Consider the following 20473-nt stretch of genomic DNA (forward strand, 5'->3'; position numbering starts at 1 on the left):
CTCAGGAAGAAGCAGCCCGCACACGGCAGAACCGGCCGGATCCGCGGGGATCCGGCCGGTCCATCCTGAGCTGTGAACGCGTGCGCGCTCAGACGGAGAGCAGCTCCCGCTCCAGGCGGGCGAACGACGACTCCATGCCGTCGGCCATGCCGGTGGCGAGGATCATGTCGCGCGTCTCCAGGTCGGGGTACTCGATGAGCAGCGTGACGAGGGTTGCGCCGTCTTCCTCGTACAGGTTGAGGTCATTGAGGGTCTCGGTCGGCAGGCCCTGCATCCGCTCGGTGGTGACGGCGCGGCGCGGGGCGTCGATCAGGAGCGCCTCCCCCTCGAACCCGAACGACTGTCCTTCGGTGTCGCCGACCGGCGCCCAGGAGTTCCGGTACGACTGGCCGACTTCGGTGGCCGAGACGCACTCCGTCATCTCCCAGCCGTCGGGCCCGAGCATCCACTTGCGGATGAGGTCAGGCTCGAAGTGCGCCCGCCAGACGAGCTCGCGCGGCCCCTCGACCAGACGCGTGATGCGCACGTGGGTGTCGTCGAGCAGTTCGACCCGCGTGCCCTTGCCCTGTGCGTAGTCGCGAAGATCCTGCAGCACGGTGTCGAGCTGAGCCATCGCCATCTTGATGCCTTCGACCTGACCCATCTCGACGACCTGCTCGAGCGCATCGACCGAGTCGAAGTGGCTCGTCGTGACCATGCGCGTGCCGTCGGCGGTGGGCTCGAACGCGAACGACATCCGCTGCGCGGGGAAGCCGTCGAGCGGCTTGCCGTTCTCGTCGACGAAGGAATCGATGACCTCGAAGCCGTTCGGCGCGTCGATCGAGACGAACTCCCACGCCCCCGACGACTTCTCGCCGCGCGGTCCGTTCATCGAGTAGACGGCACGCCCGCCGACGGTGTGGTCCCAGGCGGTGAAGGTGGCCGGCCACCCGGGAGGGCCCCAGAAGCGCTCGAGCTGACGCGGGTCGGAGTATGCGCTCCACACCCGCTCGATGGGGGCGGCGAAGTCTGCGACGACGGTCATCGTCAAGTTCTCGGCATCGGTGGTGACGTCGGTGACAGGCATGTTCAGTCTCCTTGTTCGTTCTTCTGGGTGTCGCTGTTGTCGGTTGAGCCGGACCGAGGCGTCTCGGCCAGCAGATCGTCGAGCCGGGCGATGCGCGACCGCCACAGCTCTTCGTATCGGGCGAGGAGCGCCCTGGCGCGGGCGATCATCTCGGGGTTCGCGCGGACGAGCCGCTCGCGTCCCTCGGCGCGCTTGACGATGAGGTTCGCGGCCTCGAGCACGGCGACGTGCTTCTGCACCGCGGCGAACGACATCTCGTATTCGGAGGCGAGGGTCGAGACGGACTGCTCACGCTCGATCGTCCGACGCAGGATGTCGCGCCGGGTCGACGTCGCCAGTGCGTGGAAGACACGGTCGACCTCCGCTTCGCTCAGTTCTCTTTGTGCAACCATTTGGTTGTACGTTATGCCTGAGCGGAGCGGATGTCAAGAGGTCACGCTCAGAATCACGACAGCCGGAGGCTCACGATCTCGAACCCGGCCCGAACCCGATGCTCACCCCGATCACACGTGCACCATCTCCCGGAGGAGCAGCGTGCGGTGCTCTCATGCAACCGGCTGCTGCTGGGTCGCGCAGTGGATGGTCCCGCCACCACTCATGAGACCATCGGTGCTGATCTGAATGACGACACGATCGGGGTACAGTTCCGCGATTCGGTCGAAGGCGAGGCGATCAGCAGCCGCGTCACCGAACTGGCTCATGATGATGCAGCCGTTCGCCTCGTAGTACCCGATGTATCCGGGGGCAGTCGTGAGGGCGAATTCCTCGATGGTGCGAGTCGTGATCGGATGCTCGGCGTTGCGCTCCCGGACCGACGCGTACACCTTCTCTATGTCGGGCGTCGGCAGTTCCCGTGTCGACAAGCGTGCTGCCGGTGAACCGAGCAGGGCCGTTCTCCGCTCCGGCCGCAGCTCGTTGAGCTCGGCGACGGAGGATTCCAAGGCCTTGCGGTTGCGCTGGTCCGACGGCTCGAACTTCTCGTCGAAGGCGAAGACGAGCAGGTCTTCGCCCACGAAACGGGCGGTGAAGTCGACGTGCCAATCCGTCAGCTCGACGCCGGTGACACCCGGCATCCACAGCATGTGCTCGATCCCGAACAGGCGGCGAAGCTCGCCCTCGATCTCTGCTCTCGTCTTTTCCGGGTTCCGGTTCGAATTCACGATGCAACTCTCCATCGCGATGCCGAGACCCGCGCCGTTGACTTCGAGTCCGCCGCCCTCCATCGTCAGCCAGGTGTCGACGATCGGCGCATCGGCGAGACGCGCGATGGCGGCAGCGACTCCACGATCGCGGTCGACCGGCTGATCCAGGACACCGTTCCTCGTCTTCTCAGCATCCTTGCGCCACCCGGGCAGTGCCGTCGATATCGGCCACTGACCCCACCCGTTGAAGTTCAGGTCGACGGCGTGAAGCCGCCGCGCGGCGTCTCTGACGAATACGGGGGCCGTGTCTCGAGTCCAGAGATCGTCGAGCGGGCTGCGGAAGAGGGTGATCCGGTTCGGATCGATCGGCGGAATATCGCTCGATCGGGCGATGCCGCCCGTGAAGATCCGGCCCGTATCGTCCAACTCGTTCGAGAGTTGGTCCTTGGGAGCTACGCCCCCGATGATGTCGGCGAGGAACCCCCTCGCCTCCGCCTCGTCTTCCGCAGAATCGACGAGCATCGCGACAGGCTCGAAGCGGGACAGATTCGCGGCGATCCTCATCAGATCCTGACGCGCGAGGGTGCGACTGTTGCCGATGTCGCGCCCGAACGGAGACGACAAGTCCTCCCCCCAGGCGCCCGGCGTCGCCCCGTACGCCATCCACGTCGTCGCGTGCGGAGCACCTTCAGCGGGCATGAGCAATCTCTCCGGCGAGAGGGTCTGCAGATCGGACATGTGTGCCTTTCGAGTCATTCGTCCACCTTGATGGTGTCCCAGTAGTACATTCCCCACGGTGCGGCCGTGAAACCCGAGACGCGGTCGCTCACCGCGTGCAGCACCTGGTATTCGGCGAGGCTGATCACATTGGCGCTCACGAGCGTGTCGTCCTGTACCGCCTGGACTATCTGCTGCTTCTCTTGCGGAGTACTGGCCTTGGTGTAATCGAGGTACTGCTGGGTGATCGTCTCCGTCTCGTATCCGGAGAACAGCCAGTCGCCGCCCGCGAACACTCCGAGCGGATCGACGACATCAGGGGAGATGGCTCCGGTCGACCAGAGCACCATGTCGGCGTCGAGTCCGTAGGCCCGGCTGAGGAACACTCCTGTCTCCTGCGGGCTCAGCGTGACCTCCACGTCGACCTCATCCAGGTTCGCCTTGATGATCTGCGCGACGAGGGCGTCTGTGGGGTTCGCCGAGTCGTAGATCAGCTCCAGGGGCTCGCTCGCATCGAAGCCGCTCTCGTCGAGAAGACCGACCGCCTCCGCTCGGTCGAGCGCGTACGGCTTTCGGGTCGGCGGCACCCAGTTCTCGAGGTTCGGCGGAACGATTCCCTGAGGCTCCGAGCCGTAGCCCTTGAATGCTCCGGCGATGATCGACTCGTAGTCGATGGCGTAGGCGATTCCTTGACGCGCGCGTTCGTCGTCCAGAGGCGCACGCGTCGTGTTGAAGCTCAGGTGTTCGACCTGGCTGGCCGGCAGCGCGACGAGGGCCTCACCGTAGGCTGCAGCATCGATCGGGCTCACATACTCCGAGATGTCGATCTGCCCCGCCAAGTACTGCGCGCTTCTCTCCGTGGCATCCGGCAGCACATCGATGACGACCCTGTCCAGATATGGTCGCCCCGGCTCGTAGTAATGGGCGTTCTTCTCGAGGATGGTCTTCCCGCCCGGAGACCAGTCCGCCACCACGAAAGCGCCGGCCGCGACGGGTGCCGCGAAGTACTCGTCTTTTGTCTTCCCGCCGAAATCCGAGGGGAAGATCGCGGACGAGGACCACGTCATCAGCACGGGGAACGTGGTGTCCGGAGTCGAGAATGAGAACACGACGGTGCGATCGTCGGGCGTGGCGACGGAAGCGATGTTCGCATAGAGGGAACCGACATTGGGACCTTCGGCCCACACGCCCGCGGAGAACGCGACGTCTTCGGACGTCAGGTCGGAACCGTCGCTGAAGAGCAGTCGGTCACGCAGCACGAACGTCCAGGTCAGTGCCGCCGGATCGAACGTCCACGATTCAGCCAACCCGGGCGCGAGCCCCGTGCCATCAGGCGTCACTCGGACGAGCGGCTCGAGGACCCCCTGCAACGTCTGGAAGGTGCCGTAGGCCGCGGCACGATCCGGATCCCATCCTTCGAAGGACTCGGCTCGTGCGACGTGCAGGATCGCCTCGTCGCCGCTTTCCGAACTCGACTGCCCCGCCGAGGTGCACGACGCGAGGAGGATGCAGATGGCTCCGAGTGCCAGGGAGGCCCCGGCACGCGTCGCAGCGCGCTTCAGCGGCGCGGTCATGATCGCACCACGGCGTGAGCCAACCGCGGGGTGCGCGCAGGTGATGTGCGTCGGCGACCCGTCGCTTCGAACGCGGAGGCGATCTCGAGCAGCGCGGTGTCGTCATAAGCGCGTCCGGCGAAGGTGAGCCCGACCGGCATCCCGATGTCCACTCTGGTGCCCATCGGCACCGTCACGGTGGGGATGCCGAGATGTCGCGGAACGAGATTGCCGTTCGCGACCCAGACGCCGTTGCGCCAGCCTCGCGCTGCTGAGATCGGGTTCACGTCCATATCCGCAGCGCCCACATCAGCAGCGGCGGGGAACACGACCGCGTCGAGTCCGAGCGTGTCCATCCACTGCTCCAGGTCGACGCGCCGAGTCTCCTCGAGTCCGCGCAGGCCCTCAGCGAGTTCCGGCATGTCATCCAGAGTCATTCCCGGATGGGCGCGCGCCCAATCCGGGTAGTCGGAGACGTCGTCATCGAACCCTGTGTAGCGATCCGGGAGCGTGCCGTCGTCCGGCGGGAAGATCTGTGAGCCGTCGACGTCCGCGAGCCGGTGCAGAACCGGGTCGCCGTTGGCCTCGAGAAACTCGTTCCACGACCAGGCGGAGAGATCGACGATCTCGCGCCGCAGGTACTCGGGACCGACCAGCCCGCGTGTCGCGATGGTCGGCGCACCGCGGCGGTCCCCCTCGTAGTTCGACACGACGGGAAAGTCGACCTCGACGACCTCCGCCCCTGCCGCCTCCAGGTCGCGCCGCGCCGCCTCCCAGAGTCGAACGATCGCGGGATGCGTCTCGATCCGCTGCCCCGTGGGACCCCCGATTCCGACGCCCCGCGCAGGCTCCGCGACGCCCGCATCCGGATCCGCATTGATGTACATGCGGGGGATGCCGAACCGGACACCCCGCAATCGATCCTGCGCGGCCGTCAGGCCTGCGGGGCGCAACGCCGTATATGAAGCAGGACGCACGGACGATGCGCTCGGGATGCTCACCCACGGCTGCACACGCCAGAAATCGCCGCGCGTCTCCGGATCGTCGGCGACGATCACGTCGAGCACTTCGAGCAGGTCGGCCATCGTACGGGTGTGCGGAACGACGACATCCATCGTCGGGACGAGCGGCCAGTTGCCGCGCACTGAGATCACACCACGCGATGGCGTATAGGCGCACAGCGCGTTGTTCGAGGCTGGCGCGCGACCCGACGACCAGGTCTCCTCGCCCAATCCGAATGCTGCGAACGATGCGGTCGTCGCCGTCCCCGACCCATTGGACGAACCCGAGGCGAAAGCAGCCGTGAGGTACCTGGCACTGTAGGGGCTCTCGGCTCGTCCGTACAGTCCGCGCTGCATGCCGCCGTTGGCCATCGGAGGCATGTTCGTGAGCCCGATGAGAACCGCGCCAGCCGCGCGCAGACGTTCGATCGTGAAGGCATCCCGCTGTGCGACGAGGTCGGCGAAGGCGGGGCTGCCTGCCGCGACGCTGAGGCCGCGCACGAGGTAGCTGTCCTTGGCCGTGTAGGGAATCCCGTCGAGAGGACCGAGGGTCGCTCCCCGCGCACGGCGGTCGTCGGAAGCACGGGCATCGAGGAGCGCGTCCGGGTTCATGACCACGACAGCGTTGAGGGCAGTGGCGGTTCCCGGGCGGTCATACGCCTGGATACGTGCAAGGTAGGCGAGAGTGAGCGACTCGCTCGTCGCGTGCCCCTCCTCCAGTGCTGCCCTCAGTTCGGCGATCGACGCCTCGACCACGTCGACGCCTGACGCCTGGGTTGTCACCTCGCGCTCCGGCCTGTCGCGGCGGGAATCTGCTGAGTGATGCAGTGCGGGCCGCCCCCGCCGAACGCGATGGTCGCGCCGGGAACGCCGACGATTTCCCGTTCGGGATAAGTGGCGCGCAGGAACTCGAGCACCGGTTCGTCGTGCGCATCGCCGCCGACGGGCACGATGACGGCGCGATCAGCGAGATAGTGGTTCGCGAACGCCACCTCGGAGTCGACATGCGGGTCGAGGAGCGCGACCTCGATCTCGCGGCCGGCCGCATCACGGGATTCGCGGAGTCGGGCGAGGTTGGCACGCGAACGCAGATACTCGGTGGATGCGGGGTCGCTGGGCACTTCGAGCAGAACGCGCCCGGGTGCAATGTACTGGGCGACTCCGTCGACGTGCCCGTCGGTACCCGCCGGCCCGACGTCGAGACTGTGACCGTACGGAAGCCAGATGATCGTGGAGACACCCAGGTAGTCGCGCAGCCCCTGCTCGATCTCTCCCTTCGACATCGAGGGGTTGCGGTTCGGGTTGAGCAGGCACTGCTCCGTGGTGAGCAGCGTCCCCTCACCATCGACGAAGAAGGCGCCACCTTCGAGCACGAACGGCGCACGGAACAGCGGGATGCCGAGGTGCGCGGCGAGGCGGTCGGGAATCAGTGCGTCCTGGTCGTGCGGATGCCACCGCTCACCCCAGGCGTTGAAGCCGAACTTGACTGCAGCGAGCTCGCCACGAGCGTTCGTGACGAATGCCGGCCCACTATCGCGTGCCCAGGAATCGTCGATGGGAACCTCGAGTGGCTCGACCCCGGCACCGCACAGATCGATCACCTCGGCGGACTGGCCGGGGTTGCACAGCATTATCACCGGCTCGAACGCGGCGATCGCCCTGGCCACCGTCGCGTAGTCGCGCTTGGCCTCATCGAGTCGGTCCTGCCAGAGCGCCACGCGAGCCGGCCAGACCATGACGCAGCCGGAGTGCGGGGCCCATTCGGCGGGCATCGAGAAGCCGGCATCGGCCGGGGTGGTGTTCGTGTCGATCACGGCGGACCTCCGTTGGTTTCGTGTACTCACACCATATTGGATCTCATCCAATTCTTTCGCAACCCGGATGGACGATCCGCCCGCTACGAAGGAGGAGCATCGCCATGCACGACGAATAGCGCTCCTCGAGGGGAGCGCTATTCGTCATCTGGCTTCAGGCCGGAGAGCCCGACCCGGCCCCCAAGAAGGCGGCGCAGACGCGCATGCACAGCTGCAGCATCCGCTCATGGTCGAATCCGGGTGCACCCACAGTGAGCTGCACAGAGAGGCCGTCGATCGACGCCGAGATGACCTGCGACACGTCATCGAGGTCGTCGAAGGAGAAGGCCCCGCGGTCTCGCCCGTAGGTGAGGACATTGCGCAGGATCTGCCGCCAGCGGTCATCGAGCTCGTTGTGCACGTCCGCGACGGTGTCGTCGGTCGCCGCATCCGACCACACCTGGAACCAGAGGATCCAGCCGGTGTCGCCGCGTCCATTCGATGCCGACAGTTCGATGAGGCGCTTCAACCGCGCCCAAGGCTCTTCAACGCCGTCAAGCTCGACGTCCACCTGATCGACGAGCGACTCCTCGCTTCGACGGATGGCCAGCATGAGCAGATCGGTCTTCGAGGGGAAGTAGTAGGTCACGTGGCCGGAGGTCATCCCTGCCCGTTCGGCGATATCCGACACCCGCACGTTCGCGAGCCCGAGATCGGCGATGGCTTTCGCCGCGGCATCCACCACGATCTGCTGGCGCGCTTGACCCTTCGCCAGCCGACCGGTCACCCCACTCATAGTGGCTCCATCCTATCCACGCCGCGTGTCAGTGATCCCGGACGTTCCGGCGGTACGACGTCGGGGTCCCATGCGAAATGACAGGCCGCGCGCTGATCCGGTGTGGGCCCCGCCAAAGCCGGCACTCGGTCGGCGCACTCGTCCCTGGCGACGGGACAGCGTGGATGGAACCGGCATCCGGACGGCACCGAGTGCAGGCTGCCGGGTTCGCCACTGAGCGCAGATCCTCCCGACAGCTTCTCGAAGCCCAACCGAGGTGCGGATGACAGGAGCGCGGCCGTGTACGGATGCCGAGGATCCTCGAAGAGCTCTTCCGTCGGCCGGTCTTCGACCACCGTTCCCAGGTACATCACCACGACGCGGTCGCAGAGATGTCGCACCACAGCGAGGTCGTGCGAGATGAAGAGAATCGTCAGGCCGAGCTCCGCGCGCAACCGTTGCAGCAAGTTGAGGATCGCTGCCTGCACCGACACGTCCAGCGCCGCCACCGACTCGTCGGCGACGAGCACCTCCGGCTCGAGCGCCAGCGCGCGAGCGATTCCGACGCGCTGCCTCTGCCCTCCGGAGAGCCGACGCGGGTACGCCTGCAACAGCGACACCGGAAGCTCGACCCGTCGCATGAGCTCCTCCGCCCGCGCCTGCACATCGGCGGGCGCCACCATGCGGTGCACACGGAGGAGCTCGCGCAACGTCTGCCCGATCGTCATGGAGGGGTCGAGCGATGCACTCGGATCCTGGAAGACCATCTGTACACGTCGCGTCTGCTGCGGCGTGCGACGCGGGCTCAGAGTCTCACCGTCGAGCGTGATCGACCCACCCGCGAGCGGCGCAAGACCGACCAGCGCCTTGGCGAGCGTCGATTTGCCGCAGCCCGATTCACCGACGATGCCGACCACCGAACCGCGCTCCACGACCAGGTCGATCTGCTCGATCGCATGCACTTCGGGAACGGCGTGCCCGCGCACACGCGCCCAGAGGGCCGAACCCACGCGGTAGCTGACGGTGAGGTCACGTGCCTCCAGGAGGACGCTCATGCCGCCACCGCCTCGAGCACCTCGGGGCGGATGCAGGCGGTCGCTCTCTCGCCATCTCCGTCGAGGGTGTACGGCGCCCGGAGGCACTCCTCCTGCGCGAACGCGCAGCGTGGAGCGAAGCGGCATCCGCTCGGGAAGTCACGCGGGTCGGGTGGGGTACCGGGGATCGTCGCCAACTCGTCGGTTCCGCCGGCGAACGAGGGCGCAGATGCCAGCAGCGCTCTCGTGTAGGGGTGACGTGGCGAACGCAGCACCTCGGCGACGGGTCCGGTCTCGACGACCCTGCCGGCATACATCACCGCGATGCGATCGCACACCTCGGAGACGACTGCCAGATCGTGCGAGACGAAGACCATCGCCATGCCGCGCTCCTCTTGCAAGCCTCGCAGCAGTCCGAGGATCTGGTCCTGGATCGTCACGTCGAGCGCGGTGGTCGGTTCGTCGCAGAACAAGATCTCCGGCCCCGTGGCGAGGGCTGCGGCAATCATCACGCGCTGACGCAGTCCTCCCGACAGCTCGTGCGGCCACATGCGGGCGCGCCGCGCCGGTTCGGGGATGCCGACGCTCGCCATGAGCTCGACCACCCGCGCCTTGACCGCTCGTCGGGAACGTACGCCCGTGACCCGCACTGCCTCTCCGATGAGGTCGCCGACGCGCATCGTCGGGTTCAGCGCGGTCATCGGCTCCTGGAAGACCATCGCGGCTCCCCGTCCGCGCACACGCTCGGCATTCGCGCTGATCCTGCCGTCGGCGAACGCATACCGCACGGATCCGGTCGATGTCCCGTCGCGCGGCAGCAGGCCGAGCACCGCACGCAGGGACAGGCTCTTGCCCGACCCGGACTCGCCGACGATGCCCAAGGACTCCCCGGTGCGGACGTCGAAAGAGATCCCATCGACCGGTGTCACGATGTTTCCTCCCAGCGACAGCGAGACGTGCAGGTCTCGCACGCTGATCACGTTCCGGGTCATTTCCTCGTCCATTCTTCGATTCCCTCTCCGACCAGGCTCAGTCCCAACCCGAAGCCGACGACAACGAGTCCCGGCACGGTCGAGAGCCACCACTGCTCCCGGATATACGGCTGGCCGGCGGCGATCATCGCACCCCACTCCGGCGTCGGAGCCTGGATGCCGAGTCCGAGGAACGACAGTGCCGCGAGTCCGAGGGTCGCCCCCACGATGTCCGACGGCAGATAGACCAGGGTCTGACCGACCGAGTTCGGGAAGACGTGCCTCCAGAGCGTTCGGCGGCCTGAGAGGCCGGATGCCCTCGCCGCCGAGACGTAGTCGAGCCCTCGTTCGCGAAGTACTTCGGTGCGGATCAGCCGCGCATAGGAGACCCATGCGATCAGCGTGAATGCCACCAGGATCGACGTCACCCCGGGGCCCAGCGCGAAGACGAGGGCGATGATGAGGATGTAGGTGGGGAACGCCTGCACGACATCCGATACCCGCATGATCACGCCGTCGAGCCACCCGCCGCGGAAGCCGGCGACGGCCCCGAGGAACGTGCCCAGCACGGCGGGCAGCGCCGCACCCAGGAAACCGACGAGCAGGTCGATCCGTGACGCGTAGATGAGCCGGGAGAGCACGTCGCGCCCGAGTTCGTCGGTGCCGAGCCAATGCGCAGCGCTCGGAGCGGCGAGGGAGTTCACCACGTCCTGCGCAAGCGGATCGTACGGCGCGATGAGGGGGGCGAAGACAGCGGTGAGCACGTATGCAGCCACGATCGAGATCCCCACCCACACCCGCCGGGGAAGACGGGTCCGCTCTGCAGCGACGATCAGCCGGGTCTTCGGAGACAGCGCTCCGACCGTGTCGGCGGTGATGGCACTCATGATTCGACCTCCAGTCGCGGATCGGCCATCGAGGTGACGATGTCGGCGATGAGGAACACCACGACGACCGCCAGCGCGAACAGCAGGGTGTAGCCCTGGATGGTCGGGATGTCGCGCTGACGAGCGGCCAGGACGATACCCTGCCCGATGCCGGGGAGGGCGAAGGTGGTCTCGACCACGACCGCACCGAACAGCAGGTAGCCGATGTTGAGGGCGAGGATCGAGACGGTCGGTGGTGCGGCGTTGCGGAGCACGAAGCGCGACATGATGCGCCCGTTCGAGAGACCGAGTGAGCGCGCTGTCGTGACATGCTCGGCACCCAGAACCTCGATGATGCTGGTCCGCAGGCTCCGGATCTGCAGCGGGGCGATCGAGAGAGCGAGAGTGAATGCGGGCAAGAGGACAGAATGCAGGTGCTCAGCAGGTGTCGATCCGAATCCGCCGACGGGGAACCACCCTGTCGGCACCGCGACGGCGAGGATCAGCACGATCCCGACCCAGAATGACGGCATCGACAACGCCACGAGCCCGAAGGCCCTCGCCCCGTGATCGATCGGTCCGTCCGGACGGCGAGCCGAGAGGATCGCGAGCGGCACCGAGATCGCGAGCGACATGAGCGCACCAGCCCCCAAGAGCCAGAGAGTCGCGGGCAGCCGCTCGGCCACGATGGCTGACACCGCTTCGTTCGACTTGAACGAGTATCCGAGGTCTCCGGTGAGCAGGCGCCCGACGTAGGCGAAGTACTGCACGATCGCCGGGTCGTTCAACCCGAGCTGTTCACGGACGAGCTCGAGCTCCGCCTCCGGCGCGCGCAGTCCCACGATCAGGCGCGCGGGATCACCGGGGGTGATCTTGAGGATCAGGAAGACCAGGAGCACGATGCCGAGCAGTAGCGGGACGGCGAGTGCCAGCCGTTTGACGATGAAGAGGTAGCGTCCCACGGCTCTACTCGCTCACCTGGATGGTGTCCCAGTAGTACATGCCCCAGGGCGCCGAGGCGAATCCGGAGACACGGTCGCTCACCGCATGCTGCACCTGGAACTCGGTGAGGCTGATCGCCTGTGCGTTGCGCAGCGCATCGTCCTGCACCTGTGCGACGATCGCCTGCTTCTCATCGGTCGACTCGGTCGCCCCGTAGGCGAAGAACTGCGCGGTCACCGTGTCGGTCTCGAACCCCGTGAACAGCCAGGAGGTGCCGGTGATCCAGCCGAGCGGATCGACCACATCAGGGGAGACGGCACCGTACGACCAGAGGACCATGTCGGCATCGAGCCCGTAGGCGCGGCTGAGGAAGGCCCCCGTCTCCAGCGCCGTGAGGCTGAGATCGACGTCCACTTCGGCGAGATTCTCCTTGAGGATCTGGGCGACGAGGTGGTCGGTCGGGTTCGCCGCGTCGTAGATGAGCTCGAGCGAGGCGACATCCGCGCCCGACTCCTCGAGCAGGCTCTCGGCCTCGTCGAGGTCTTTCGTGAAGGGCTGCTCGGTGGGCGGCGCCCAGTTCGCGAGGCTCGGCGGGATGATGCCGCGTGGTTCGGCACCGATCCCCCGGAACGGGCCGGCCGCGATCGCTTCGTAGTCGATCGCATGAGCGAGGGCTCGTCGCACATTCGGATCTGCCAGCGGGCCGCCGGTGGTGTTGAAGCTCAGATGCTCGATCTGACTGGCGGGCAGCGCCACCAGGGCGTCGCCGTACTGCTTCGCGTCGATCGGGGAGATGTACTCCGAGATGTCGATCTGTCCTGCTTGGAACTGCGCGCCGCGTTCGGTCGCGTCGGGTACGACCTCGATGACGATCTGATCGAGATACGGGCGCCCCTCCTGGTAGTAGTGCGGGTTCTTGTCGAGGACGATCCGACCACCGGGCGACCAGTCGGCGACCGTGAAGGCTCCAGCGGCGACGGGGGCGGCGAAGTACTCCTTCTTGCTGAGACCGCCGAAGTCGGTGGGGAAGATCGCCGACGACGACCAGGTCATCAGCACCGGGAGGGTGGTGTCGGGTTCGGCCAGGGCGAAGACGACTGTGTGCTCGTCGAGTGCCGACACGTCCGTGATGTTCGCGTAAAGACCGCCGTAGTTCGACCCTTCCGCCCACACTCCGGCAGAGAAGACGACGTCGTCCGAGGTGAGCGGCGTGCCGTCGCTGAACATGACGTCGTCGCGCAGCGTGAACGTCCAGGTGAGCGCCGCGGCATCGTAGGCCCACTCCGTGGCGATCCCGGCTTCGACCTGATCGCCCTCCGGCGCGAAACGCAGCAACGGTTCGAGCACGCCCTGCAGGGTCTGATAGGTCGAGTAAGCCGCGGCCTTGTCGGGGTCCCACCCATCGAACGACTCGGAGCGCGCGACGTGCAGCGTGCTCTCGGCGTCGGTCGAAGGGCTCGAGCCTTCACCATTGCACGCGGTGAGTCCGGCGGCCACGAACACGACTGTCAGAAGCGACAGCGTCTTTTTCATGACGGGAGCCATGATTCCTCCTGTCTCCCGGGACAACAGCGTCACCGGAGCGGATTTGGATGATATCCAATTATCTTGAGGCTGTTCGTCCTGCTTGTCAACCGCGGGGCCTCCGGAGCCCCGGCACGCTCGACGAACAGCGCACGATGTCGGGCGCGCCCGAGTACCGCGCGCGATCGTCCGGCGGGTGAGCTCCCGACCTCAGCGCGCCGCCCCTGCGCCCGCGTCCGTCGCCCGTTCGTCGGGTTCATCCGGGGCGACACTCCCCGGAACGGCGCCTTCCGGGGCATGGGACTGCGCTGGCACCTCAGCCGCGGTAATCGCCGCACTCTCCTCCAGGGCGCGCTCGGTTCGCACCCCGACCATGACCACGGCGAATACACACACCGCGATGATCGCCTCCGCCCAGAAGAACGCGAGGTAATCGATGAGCGAACCGATCGGCGGGGACCCCGGGGCCGCGTTGCGGAACCCGGCGATCGCGAACAGCGTCGCCGCCATCCAGCCGAGCGCCGGCCAGACGAGGCCGCGACGACGTGACAGCAGGTGCCATGCACCTGTCACGACGGCGATAGCGAGCGCCCACATCGCGAGGATCATGAACACCGCGAAGGTGAGCACGCCGACAGACCGCGTGAGAGTGAGCCCGGCGACGGCCGCATCCGAATCCTGTTGGGCGTCGATCGCCGCACCGAACAGGGCGTCACGGTTGGAGAGCGTCAAGTGAACAGGCACGGTCTCGCCCCCCATCTTCGCCGTGAACTCGATCGTCGCCATGTACCGATCAAACGGGTAGGCGGTGACTCCGGAGCCACTGAGCACGACAGGAACATCGACGCTGCCGATCCGCTCGAGCGCCGGGAAGAAGGGGTCCGTCTTCATCGCCGCTGAGGTGAGGATCTCGAGATCCTCGCGGGGAGAGAGCCCGTCCTCGGTGGTCAGATCACCCCGCGGCACGACGAGCAGGCGCAACAGAAGCTCGCCGCTCGACGGATCCACGCGGATGATCGCGGCAGTGACATCGACACGATCCGGGTCGTTCACCGGACCCGATTGCACACCGCCGCCACCTCCCATCGTGTTGCTGAGCTGGGACCATGCCGCCACGCTGCCGACCAGCGCGATGAGCACTGCTGCCGCCGCAATCGCGCGCAACCGTCTCGATCGCGTCCTCATCCCGTCCACCATCGCCCTCCTTCCCGTCCGAGCGAACTCGAACGATGGCGTTCGCTATGGTCGCGAACGGATACTCACTCCTCTGGATCCCCCGGCATGTCGTGCGTCGCGCAGTGGATGCCGCCTCCACCGGACGCCACCGTATCGATGTCCAGCGGCACGATCTCCCGGTCGGGGAAGTGGTCCTGCAAGATGCCCTGGGCGCGATCATCAGCGCGGCGGTCGCCGAACTCGGGAACGAACACCGCGCCGTTCCCGACGTAGAAGTTCACGTAAGAGGCGAGGAAGTCGTCCCCGGATCCGCGGATCTCACCGAAGTCGGGCTGCGGCAGATCGACGACCTCGAAGCCGTCGCCATTGGCATCGGTCGCCTCCGCGAGCACCGATCGAGCCTGCGCACTGGAACGCGACCAGACATCATCGGGTGCGCCCTCGCCAGGGGTGTCGAGCAACACGACCCCCGGCGCCGTGAAACGCACGAGCGAATCGATGTGGGCATCGGTGATGTCCTCGTCGTAGACGCCGTCGAACCAGATCACCTTCTGCATGCCCAGCAGCTTCTTGAGTCTGCTCTCGATCTCGTCGCGGTTCAGCCCGGGGTTGCGGTTGTCGTTCACGAGTGAGCTCTCGGTCACGAGCAAGGTGCCGAGGCCGTCGGTCTCGAGCGAGCCTCCCTCGCCGACGAGGTTCGCCTGGATGCGCGGGATCTCGAACTCGCGCAGGAACTCCCGGGCGACGAGGGCATCATTCGGATGCACCTGCTTGTCACCCCAGCCGTTGAAGTTGAAGTCGACGCCTTCGAGGCCGCTCGCCCCCTCGACGAACACGGGAACGGTGTCGCGCGCCCACAGATCGTCCACCGCCAGTTCGACGATCTCGACCGCGGCACCGCATTCGCGAGCCGCATCCTCGGCGTCGACCGGCGAGGCCAACATCACGACCGGCTCGAACTCCGCGATCGCACGGGCGATGTTCGCGATGTCTTCACGCACGTAGGCGGTGTCCTCGTCCCAGATCAGCGCGGTCGGCCACGACATGACCGTCAGGGCGTGACTGTCCCACTCAGCGCCCATTCGCCTGTCGGCGCGCGCCTCCGTGCCGCCCGAAGGCGCACCCGTGGCGACGGATCCCCCCGGTGCGCACCCGATCAGAGCCGTGCTGAGCACCCCGAGCCCCGTGGCAGTGAGCAGCCCCCTCCGCGTGACCTCAAACGCAGCCATGTCCGACCTCCAAAAATTAGATGTCATCCAAGAGTACCGCCGGACTTCCGTTGGATCGAATCCTAGGCCCGATGCCCCCGCGGGCGACAGGGTTCCTCGATGCGCCACTCCATCGAGCCCTTGACATCCAGCACACCGGGGTGAAGACTGTGGCCGAGGAATTGGATCTCGTCCAAATATGGACGCAATGCCCACCTCCACACTGGCGTGGACGACGGAAGGAACCAGACGTGAGCGAGCAACGAAGCAGCACCACGACCGCGGGCTATCCCCGCAGGCAGTTCTTGGCCTTTGCGGGGATCGCCGCCGCCGGCCTGGTGGTCGCCGGCCCGACCATCCGGGCCTTCACCACCCAAGACGCGGCCCAAGCCGCCGGGTCTTTCGCCGTGCCAGGAGAGGCCGGGCCACTCAAGCGGATCTGGATGGCGTGGCCCTCCAGTACTTCGATCTGGGGCAGCCTCCTCAACGGCATCCAGGGCGACATCGCCAAGATCGCGAATGAGATCGTCAAGACGACGCCGGTCGTCATGTGCGCCGACGGAACGAGCGCCGCCGCCGCGGCTCGCAGCCGCGTCAGCTCCAACGTGACGGTGATCAGCTCCATTCCGGTCAACGACTGCTGGATGCGTGATTCCGGTGCAGTGTTCCGCACAGACGGCGCCGGCGGCATCGACGCGATCGGACTCAACTTCAACGGCTGGGGCAATGAGCAGACCCATGCGAAGGACGCACTGGTCGCTCAGCGAATCGCCCAATACAACGGCTTCGCCTTCACTGCGGCGAACGTCGTCGGAGAAGGCGGAGGCGTGATCACCGACGGGGACGGGACGCTCATCGCGAACCGCAGCTCCTGGGTCGACTCGGCCCGCAACCCCGGCAAGACGGCAGCCCAGATCGAGACCGAGCTCCTTCGCATGTACGGCGCGTCGAAGATGATCTGGTGCCAGGGCATCTCGGGTCAGGACATCACCGACGACCACATCGACGCCACCGTCCTGTACACGGGCCCGGGCAAGGTGCTCGTTCAACTGAGCAATCCCGCGCGGCCGTCGACCGTCTGGTCGCAGTCCGCGATCGCGACCCGCAATCTGCTCGCTGCGGCGACCGACGCCAAAGGTCGGCAACTGCAGGTCACGACGATCTACGGCCCCGCCTCGCTCCCCCGCATTCCCGCGTCCGCGCAGGCGACGTTCTTCGACGGGTACCTGAACTGCATCGTCACCTCTGGATCGGTCATCACTGCGCAGTTCGGCGACGCCACGACCGACACCGCGGCTCGCGACGCCCTCTCCGCTGCGTTCGGCCGTCCGTGTGTGCAGTTGAACCTCGACGTCCTGATGGGCGAGGGAGGGGGCGGCGCGCACTGCGTCACCATGGAGGAGCCTCTCGTTTCCGGGGGCCCAACGCCGACACCGACGCCTACGCCCACCGGCGCCACCGTCACGGCCGACCGCACCACCGTGAGCCGCGGCGGCACGATCCGCGCCACCGTCGCGAACGGCCCGGGTGGCCGCCGCGACTGGGTCGGCCTCTACCGCGCGAACGATGCCGACAATGTCGGCGGAGTCGACGAGAAGTACCTCGACGGTCAGACCACCCCACCGTCGAGCGGCCGCACGTCGGCGACGATCGCGTTCACCGCGCCTTCGACACGAGGAACGTACAACTTCCGCTTCTTCGCCGACGACGGGTTCACGCTGCTCGCCACCAGCCCGACGTTCCAAGTCACCTGAGGCCGTCAGCGCGGCCGATACCCGCCCTCCGCACTCGCGAAAGTGCACCAGAAAGCGGGCTCGGAGGCGCTGGCACCCATCCCCCAGACAGAAGGGGACTGAGCCCATCTGGGCCCAGTCCCCTTCCGTCGAACTGTCAGGTGTTCCGGCGGTTCCTACTTCGTCGCGTACGAGATGCGCCAGCTGTTGCTGGCCGCATAGTCGAACGATGCACTGGAGACGCCACGAGCCATCACGGCGTCGCCGTAGTACAGATCGCCGTCCGTCGCGAGGAACGTCCCGTCACCGATCGCCGTGGCCCCGGTCGGCACGCTCTTGCGCACGGTGTCCCACCCAGAGCCGGCCTGATGCGCGACCCCACCCGAAACATACGAGATACGCCGCTCATTGGTGCTCGTGAAGTCGAACACCGCGTTCGACACATCCCGAGCCATCACGGCGTCGTTGTAGTACAGGTCACCGTTGGGCGCGAGGAACGTGGCATCACCGATGGCCGTGGCGCCGGTGGGCACGTTCTTGTTCACCCTGTCGAAGGTCGGACCGGCCTGATGCGCGACCCCACCCGAAACATACGAGATGCGCCAGCTGTTGCCACTCGCATAGTCGAACGATGCACTCGAGACTCCCCGAGCGATAACACCTTCGGCGCGGTAGAGGTCACCGTTCGGCGCGAGGAACGTCGCGTCTCCGATCGCCGTGGACCCGGTCGGAACGTTCTTGCTCACGTTGTCCCAACCCGGACCCGCCTGACGCGCAACCCCGTTGGACACATACGAGATGCGGCGTTCACCGTTGCTGGTGAAATCGAAGGACGCACTCGAGACGCCCCGGGCCACCACCACATCGTTGTAGTACAGATCGCCGTTCGGCGCGAGGAACGTCGCATCCCCGACCGCCCGAGAGCCGGTCGGTACGTTCTTGCCAACCACGTCGGAATTCGGAGTCGCCTGATGAGCGCTCGAATACACGGGCGCACCGGTCGTCGCGGTGACGCTCTCGCTGGTGGCGATGTTGCCGGCAGCGTCCCGGGCGACGACGGTGTAGGCCTGCTGCGTACCGGGCGTGGCCGTGGTGTCTTCCAGGGTGACCGTCGAACGCTTCCACCAGGTTCCGTCTGCGGTGGCCACTGCCACCGGCGCGGTCGTTCCGGCGCGGTACAGCTCGTAGGTGAGCGTCAGGTCGCCGCGGTCCCAGTTAGTCGGAATCGACACCTGCGCACGCCCGGGGCCGGTGGCCGCGCCCACTGTGGGCTTCCAGTTCGCTCCCGAGAGCCGGGGGGCGTCTTTCGACCCGCCGGGAGGATTGGTCGAGAACCGCACCAGTCCCTCGAACTGACCGTTGTTGACCGAGCGGAACTCGCCGCCGATCGAGATCATGTCGCCCGCGCCCGTGATGGACAGTCCGGCCTGTCCGAGGCCTGTCGTGTTGCCCACAGACCAGTCCGGAGCCCACTGATACGCCGATGGTGCGGGGTTTCCGCCCCAGTTCGAGTACCCCGCGGTCGTGTTCTTCGCGAGCGTGCCCCGAGCGTCGGCCGTGTACGCCTCGGCGTACTGGTTGGTGTACTGGCTCGTGGCCGACTTGGTCTCGGAGTACCCGCCCATCGTGGGGCAGGAGTGCATGTGGCTGGTCGTGTAGACGACTTTGCCCGTCGAGTAGACGCCGTAGTGGTCACCGTGACAATCGGCGAGCCACCGCACCTTGCCGGTGCCTGTCTCTGCCGCGAAGGTTCCCTCGAACACTCCGGCGCCCCAACCGGTCCCGTAGACCCCGCTCGGATCCGTGGCGAGCGCGAAGATTCCGCCCGTTCCGGTACTGGTGGCGTTCTTCACCGTCTTGGGCAGTGCCCAGGATGCGTCTACCGCGCCCGTGGACTTGTTCACGGCACCGGATCCCAACAGACTGTTGCCGCTCACCGTGGTGAATCGGCCGCCGATGATGACGTTCGAGCCAGCGGGCTCCATCACCATGGCGTCGACCTGGCGGTCGGTTTGCGGCGCCCAGGGCTGCAGCGCACCGTTCTTCTGGTCGAGTGCTGCGAGATTCTTGCGTGCGACGCCGTTGGCCTGGGTGAACAGACCACCGAGGTAGATGTTCGACCCGTCGGTGGTGATCGCGTACACGCCACTGCCACCGATCGACGGCGCGAACTGCGGCACCAACTCACCGGTCTTCGCATCCAGCGCCGCGAAGTTCCACCGATCCTTGCCGTTCACACTGTTGAACGAGCCGCCGATATAGATGCGCGACCCATCAGGAGACGCAGCGACCGCCTTGATCACGCCGTTGACCTTCGGCGCGAACGACGACAGCGCACCCGAGACGATGTCGTACGCCAGCACGTTCGACCGCGCCGTCAAAGAAGTGCCAGGTGCAGCCTTCGGCTCCCGCGCGTTGTCGAACTTCCCCACCGCGTACACCGTCGTACCGATCGTGGTCTGCGCCCACACGTACCCGTTGTCGATCTGCACCGTCGGAATCGGATCCGACGTCACCACATTCTCATCACGCTGCAGCAGCGGTGGAACCGAAGGCGGCACCTCCGCCGCAACAGCCGCCGTCGCACCCAACCCGGACAGACCCGCGATCAACAGACCCGCCGTCAAAGCCGACGCGACCGCACCCCGCGCTCGTCGTCTGAAACTTGCATTCCCCACAATGACTCCCCAGTCATACTGTTCCGAACGCGAAGTCGCCTCACCCCCGCGCACTCGACGAAATCGAGGCGGCGAAGAACGCCGCAAACGCGGTGGTGTGAACTCCCCAGTTCGAAACTCCCCAGTCCCGACCCGAAAAAGGGCCGGTCGCGAACGCCAGACAGCGTCGCCCGTGAACCCTAGCACATCGCTTAGCATCGGGAAGATCTCACCCCGGGGCGAACGCGCCCTGTTGCCGCGCTTCGCTCCGGAAAGCGGCGGCATGCTTCCCCGTCGCTGTCCTTCACCCCTAGG

16 protein-coding genes are annotated in these 20473 nt (G+C 66.6%); 1 reads left to right on the forward strand and 15 read right to left on the reverse strand.

Features of this window, described 5'->3' with window-relative positions; genetic code table 11:
* Positions 1-88: 88 nt before the first annotated feature.
* The 14 genes from ACIQTX_RS19155 to ACIQTX_RS19220 form a co-directional block, all read right to left on the reverse strand.
* The gene (locus tag ACIQTX_RS19155) at positions 89-1066 is read right to left on the reverse strand and encodes an SRPBCC domain-containing protein (RefSeq protein ID WP_402975356.1); all 978 of its coding nucleotides are present in this window, start codon (positions 1064-1066) and stop codon (positions 89-91) included.
* Positions 1067-1068: 2 nt separating this feature from the next.
* Positions 1069-1458 (reverse strand): ArsR/SmtB family transcription factor, encoded by a 390-nt coding sequence (locus tag ACIQTX_RS19160; protein ID WP_402975359.1) that lies wholly within the window; start codon positions 1456-1458, stop codon positions 1069-1071.
* Positions 1459-1611: 153 nt separating this feature from the next.
* Positions 1612-2964 carry an agmatine/peptidylarginine deiminase gene (locus ACIQTX_RS19165; protein WP_402975362.1) on the reverse strand — a complete coding sequence of 451 codons (1353 nt, stop codon included), beginning with the start codon at positions 2962-2964 and terminating at the stop codon, positions 1612-1614.
* Positions 2961-4499: an ABC transporter substrate-binding protein gene (locus ACIQTX_RS19170; RefSeq protein ID WP_402975365.1), complete on the reverse strand. Its 1539-nt coding sequence runs from the start codon at positions 4497-4499 to the stop codon at positions 2961-2963. The genes ACIQTX_RS19165 and ACIQTX_RS19170 overlap by 4 nt, the downstream gene beginning before the upstream one ends.
* A complete protein-coding gene (locus ACIQTX_RS19175; RefSeq protein ID WP_402975368.1) occupies positions 4496-6262 on the reverse strand; it encodes an amidase in 1767 nt (588 codons plus the stop codon). Before ACIQTX_RS19175 ends, ACIQTX_RS19170 begins: the two co-directional genes overlap by 4 nt.
* Positions 6259-7293, reverse strand: coding sequence for an agmatine/peptidylarginine deiminase (locus tag ACIQTX_RS19180; RefSeq protein ID WP_402975371.1), 1035 nt, complete (start codon positions 7291-7293; stop codon positions 6259-6261). Before ACIQTX_RS19180 ends, ACIQTX_RS19175 begins: the two co-directional genes overlap by 4 nt.
* A gap of 154 nt (positions 7294-7447) precedes the next feature.
* On the reverse strand, positions 7448-8068 hold the full coding sequence (locus tag ACIQTX_RS19185) for a TetR/AcrR family transcriptional regulator (RefSeq protein WP_402975374.1): 621 nt from the start codon (positions 8066-8068) through the stop codon (positions 7448-7450).
* The gene (locus tag ACIQTX_RS19190) at positions 8065-9102 is read right to left on the reverse strand and encodes an oligopeptide/dipeptide ABC transporter ATP-binding protein (protein WP_402975377.1); all 1038 of its coding nucleotides are present in this window, start codon (positions 9100-9102) and stop codon (positions 8065-8067) included. The genes ACIQTX_RS19185 and ACIQTX_RS19190 overlap by 4 nt, the downstream gene beginning before the upstream one ends.
* Positions 9099-10073 carry an ABC transporter ATP-binding protein gene (locus tag ACIQTX_RS19195; RefSeq protein WP_402975380.1) on the reverse strand — a complete coding sequence of 325 codons (975 nt, stop codon included), beginning with the start codon at positions 10071-10073 and terminating at the stop codon, positions 9099-9101. Before ACIQTX_RS19195 ends, ACIQTX_RS19190 begins: the two co-directional genes overlap by 4 nt.
* Positions 10070-10939 carry an ABC transporter permease gene (locus ACIQTX_RS19200; RefSeq protein ID WP_402975383.1) on the reverse strand — a complete coding sequence of 290 codons (870 nt, stop codon included), beginning with the start codon at positions 10937-10939 and terminating at the stop codon, positions 10070-10072. Before ACIQTX_RS19200 ends, ACIQTX_RS19195 begins: the two co-directional genes overlap by 4 nt.
* On the reverse strand, positions 10936-11880 hold the full coding sequence (locus ACIQTX_RS19205; protein ID WP_105527555.1) for an ABC transporter permease: 945 nt from the start codon (positions 11878-11880) through the stop codon (positions 10936-10938). The genes ACIQTX_RS19200 and ACIQTX_RS19205 overlap by 4 nt, the downstream gene beginning before the upstream one ends.
* A 4-nt stretch (positions 11881-11884) precedes the next feature.
* Positions 11885-13405: an ABC transporter substrate-binding protein gene (locus ACIQTX_RS19210; protein ID WP_402975386.1), complete on the reverse strand. Its 1521-nt coding sequence runs from the start codon at positions 13403-13405 to the stop codon at positions 11885-11887.
* A 189-nt stretch (positions 13406-13594) separates the two neighbouring features.
* Positions 13595-14569: a DUF4436 family protein gene (locus ACIQTX_RS19215; protein ID WP_402975389.1), complete on the reverse strand. Its 975-nt coding sequence runs from the start codon at positions 14567-14569 to the stop codon at positions 13595-13597.
* Between the two features lie 74 nt (positions 14570-14643).
* Positions 14644-15789 carry an agmatine deiminase family protein gene (locus ACIQTX_RS19220; protein WP_402975392.1) on the reverse strand — a complete coding sequence of 382 codons (1146 nt, stop codon included), beginning with the start codon at positions 15787-15789 and terminating at the stop codon, positions 14644-14646.
* Between the two features lie 230 nt (positions 15790-16019).
* Here ACIQTX_RS19220 and ACIQTX_RS19225 point away from each other — a divergent pair, with 230 nt between their 5' ends.
* A complete protein-coding gene (locus ACIQTX_RS19225) occupies positions 16020-17522 on the forward strand; it encodes an agmatine/peptidylarginine deiminase (protein ID WP_402975395.1) in 1503 nt (500 codons plus the stop codon).
* 155 nt (positions 17523-17677) lie between these two features.
* Here ACIQTX_RS19225 and ACIQTX_RS19230 read toward each other — a convergent pair whose 3' ends face one another.
* A complete protein-coding gene (locus tag ACIQTX_RS19230; protein WP_402975398.1) occupies positions 17678-20017 on the reverse strand; it encodes a hypothetical protein in 2340 nt (779 codons plus the stop codon).
* Positions 20018-20473 lie beyond the last annotated feature (456 nt).

This window comes from Microbacterium sp. NPDC090281 (assembly GCF_044769635.1).
Lineage (GTDB): Bacteria > Actinomycetota > Actinomycetes > Actinomycetales > Microbacteriaceae > Microbacterium.

What these genes read in the sequence shown, in the direction of transcription:
- ACIQTX_RS19155 (WP_402975356.1), bottom strand. Translation starts at nt 1,066, where the DNA reads ATGCCTGTCACCGACGTCACCACCGATGCCGAGAACTTGACGATGACC.
- ACIQTX_RS19220 (WP_402975392.1), bottom strand. Translation starts at nt 15,789, where the DNA reads ATGGCTGCGTTTGAGGTCACGCGGAGGGGGCTGCTCACTGCCACGGGG.
- ACIQTX_RS19165 (WP_402975362.1), bottom strand. Translation starts at nt 2,964, where the DNA reads ATGACTCGAAAGGCACACATGTCCGATCTGCAGACCCTCTCGCCGGAG.
- ACIQTX_RS19195 (WP_402975380.1), bottom strand. Translation starts at nt 10,073, where the DNA reads ATGACCCGGAACGTGATCAGCGTGCGAGACCTGCACGTCTCGCTGTCG.
- ACIQTX_RS19200 (WP_402975383.1), bottom strand. Translation starts at nt 10,939, where the DNA reads ATGAGTGCCATCACCGCCGACACGGTCGGAGCGCTGTCTCCGAAGACC.
- ACIQTX_RS19210 (WP_402975386.1), bottom strand. Translation starts at nt 13,405, where the DNA reads ATGGCTCCCGTCATGAAAAAGACGCTGTCGCTTCTGACAGTCGTGTTC.
- ACIQTX_RS19160 (WP_402975359.1), bottom strand. Translation starts at nt 1,458, where the DNA reads ATGGTTGCACAAAGAGAACTGAGCGAAGCGGAGGTCGACCGTGTCTTC.
- ACIQTX_RS19215 (WP_402975389.1), bottom strand. Translation starts at nt 14,569, where the DNA reads ATGAGGACGCGATCGAGACGGTTGCGCGCGATTGCGGCGGCAGCAGTG.
- ACIQTX_RS19170 (WP_402975365.1), bottom strand. Translation starts at nt 4,499, where the DNA reads ATGACCGCGCCGCTGAAGCGCGCTGCGACGCGTGCCGGGGCCTCCCTG.
- ACIQTX_RS19185 (WP_402975374.1), bottom strand. Translation starts at nt 8,068, where the DNA reads ATGAGTGGGGTGACCGGTCGGCTGGCGAAGGGTCAAGCGCGCCAGCAG.
- ACIQTX_RS19190 (WP_402975377.1), bottom strand. Translation starts at nt 9,102, where the DNA reads ATGAGCGTCCTCCTGGAGGCACGTGACCTCACCGTCAGCTACCGCGTG.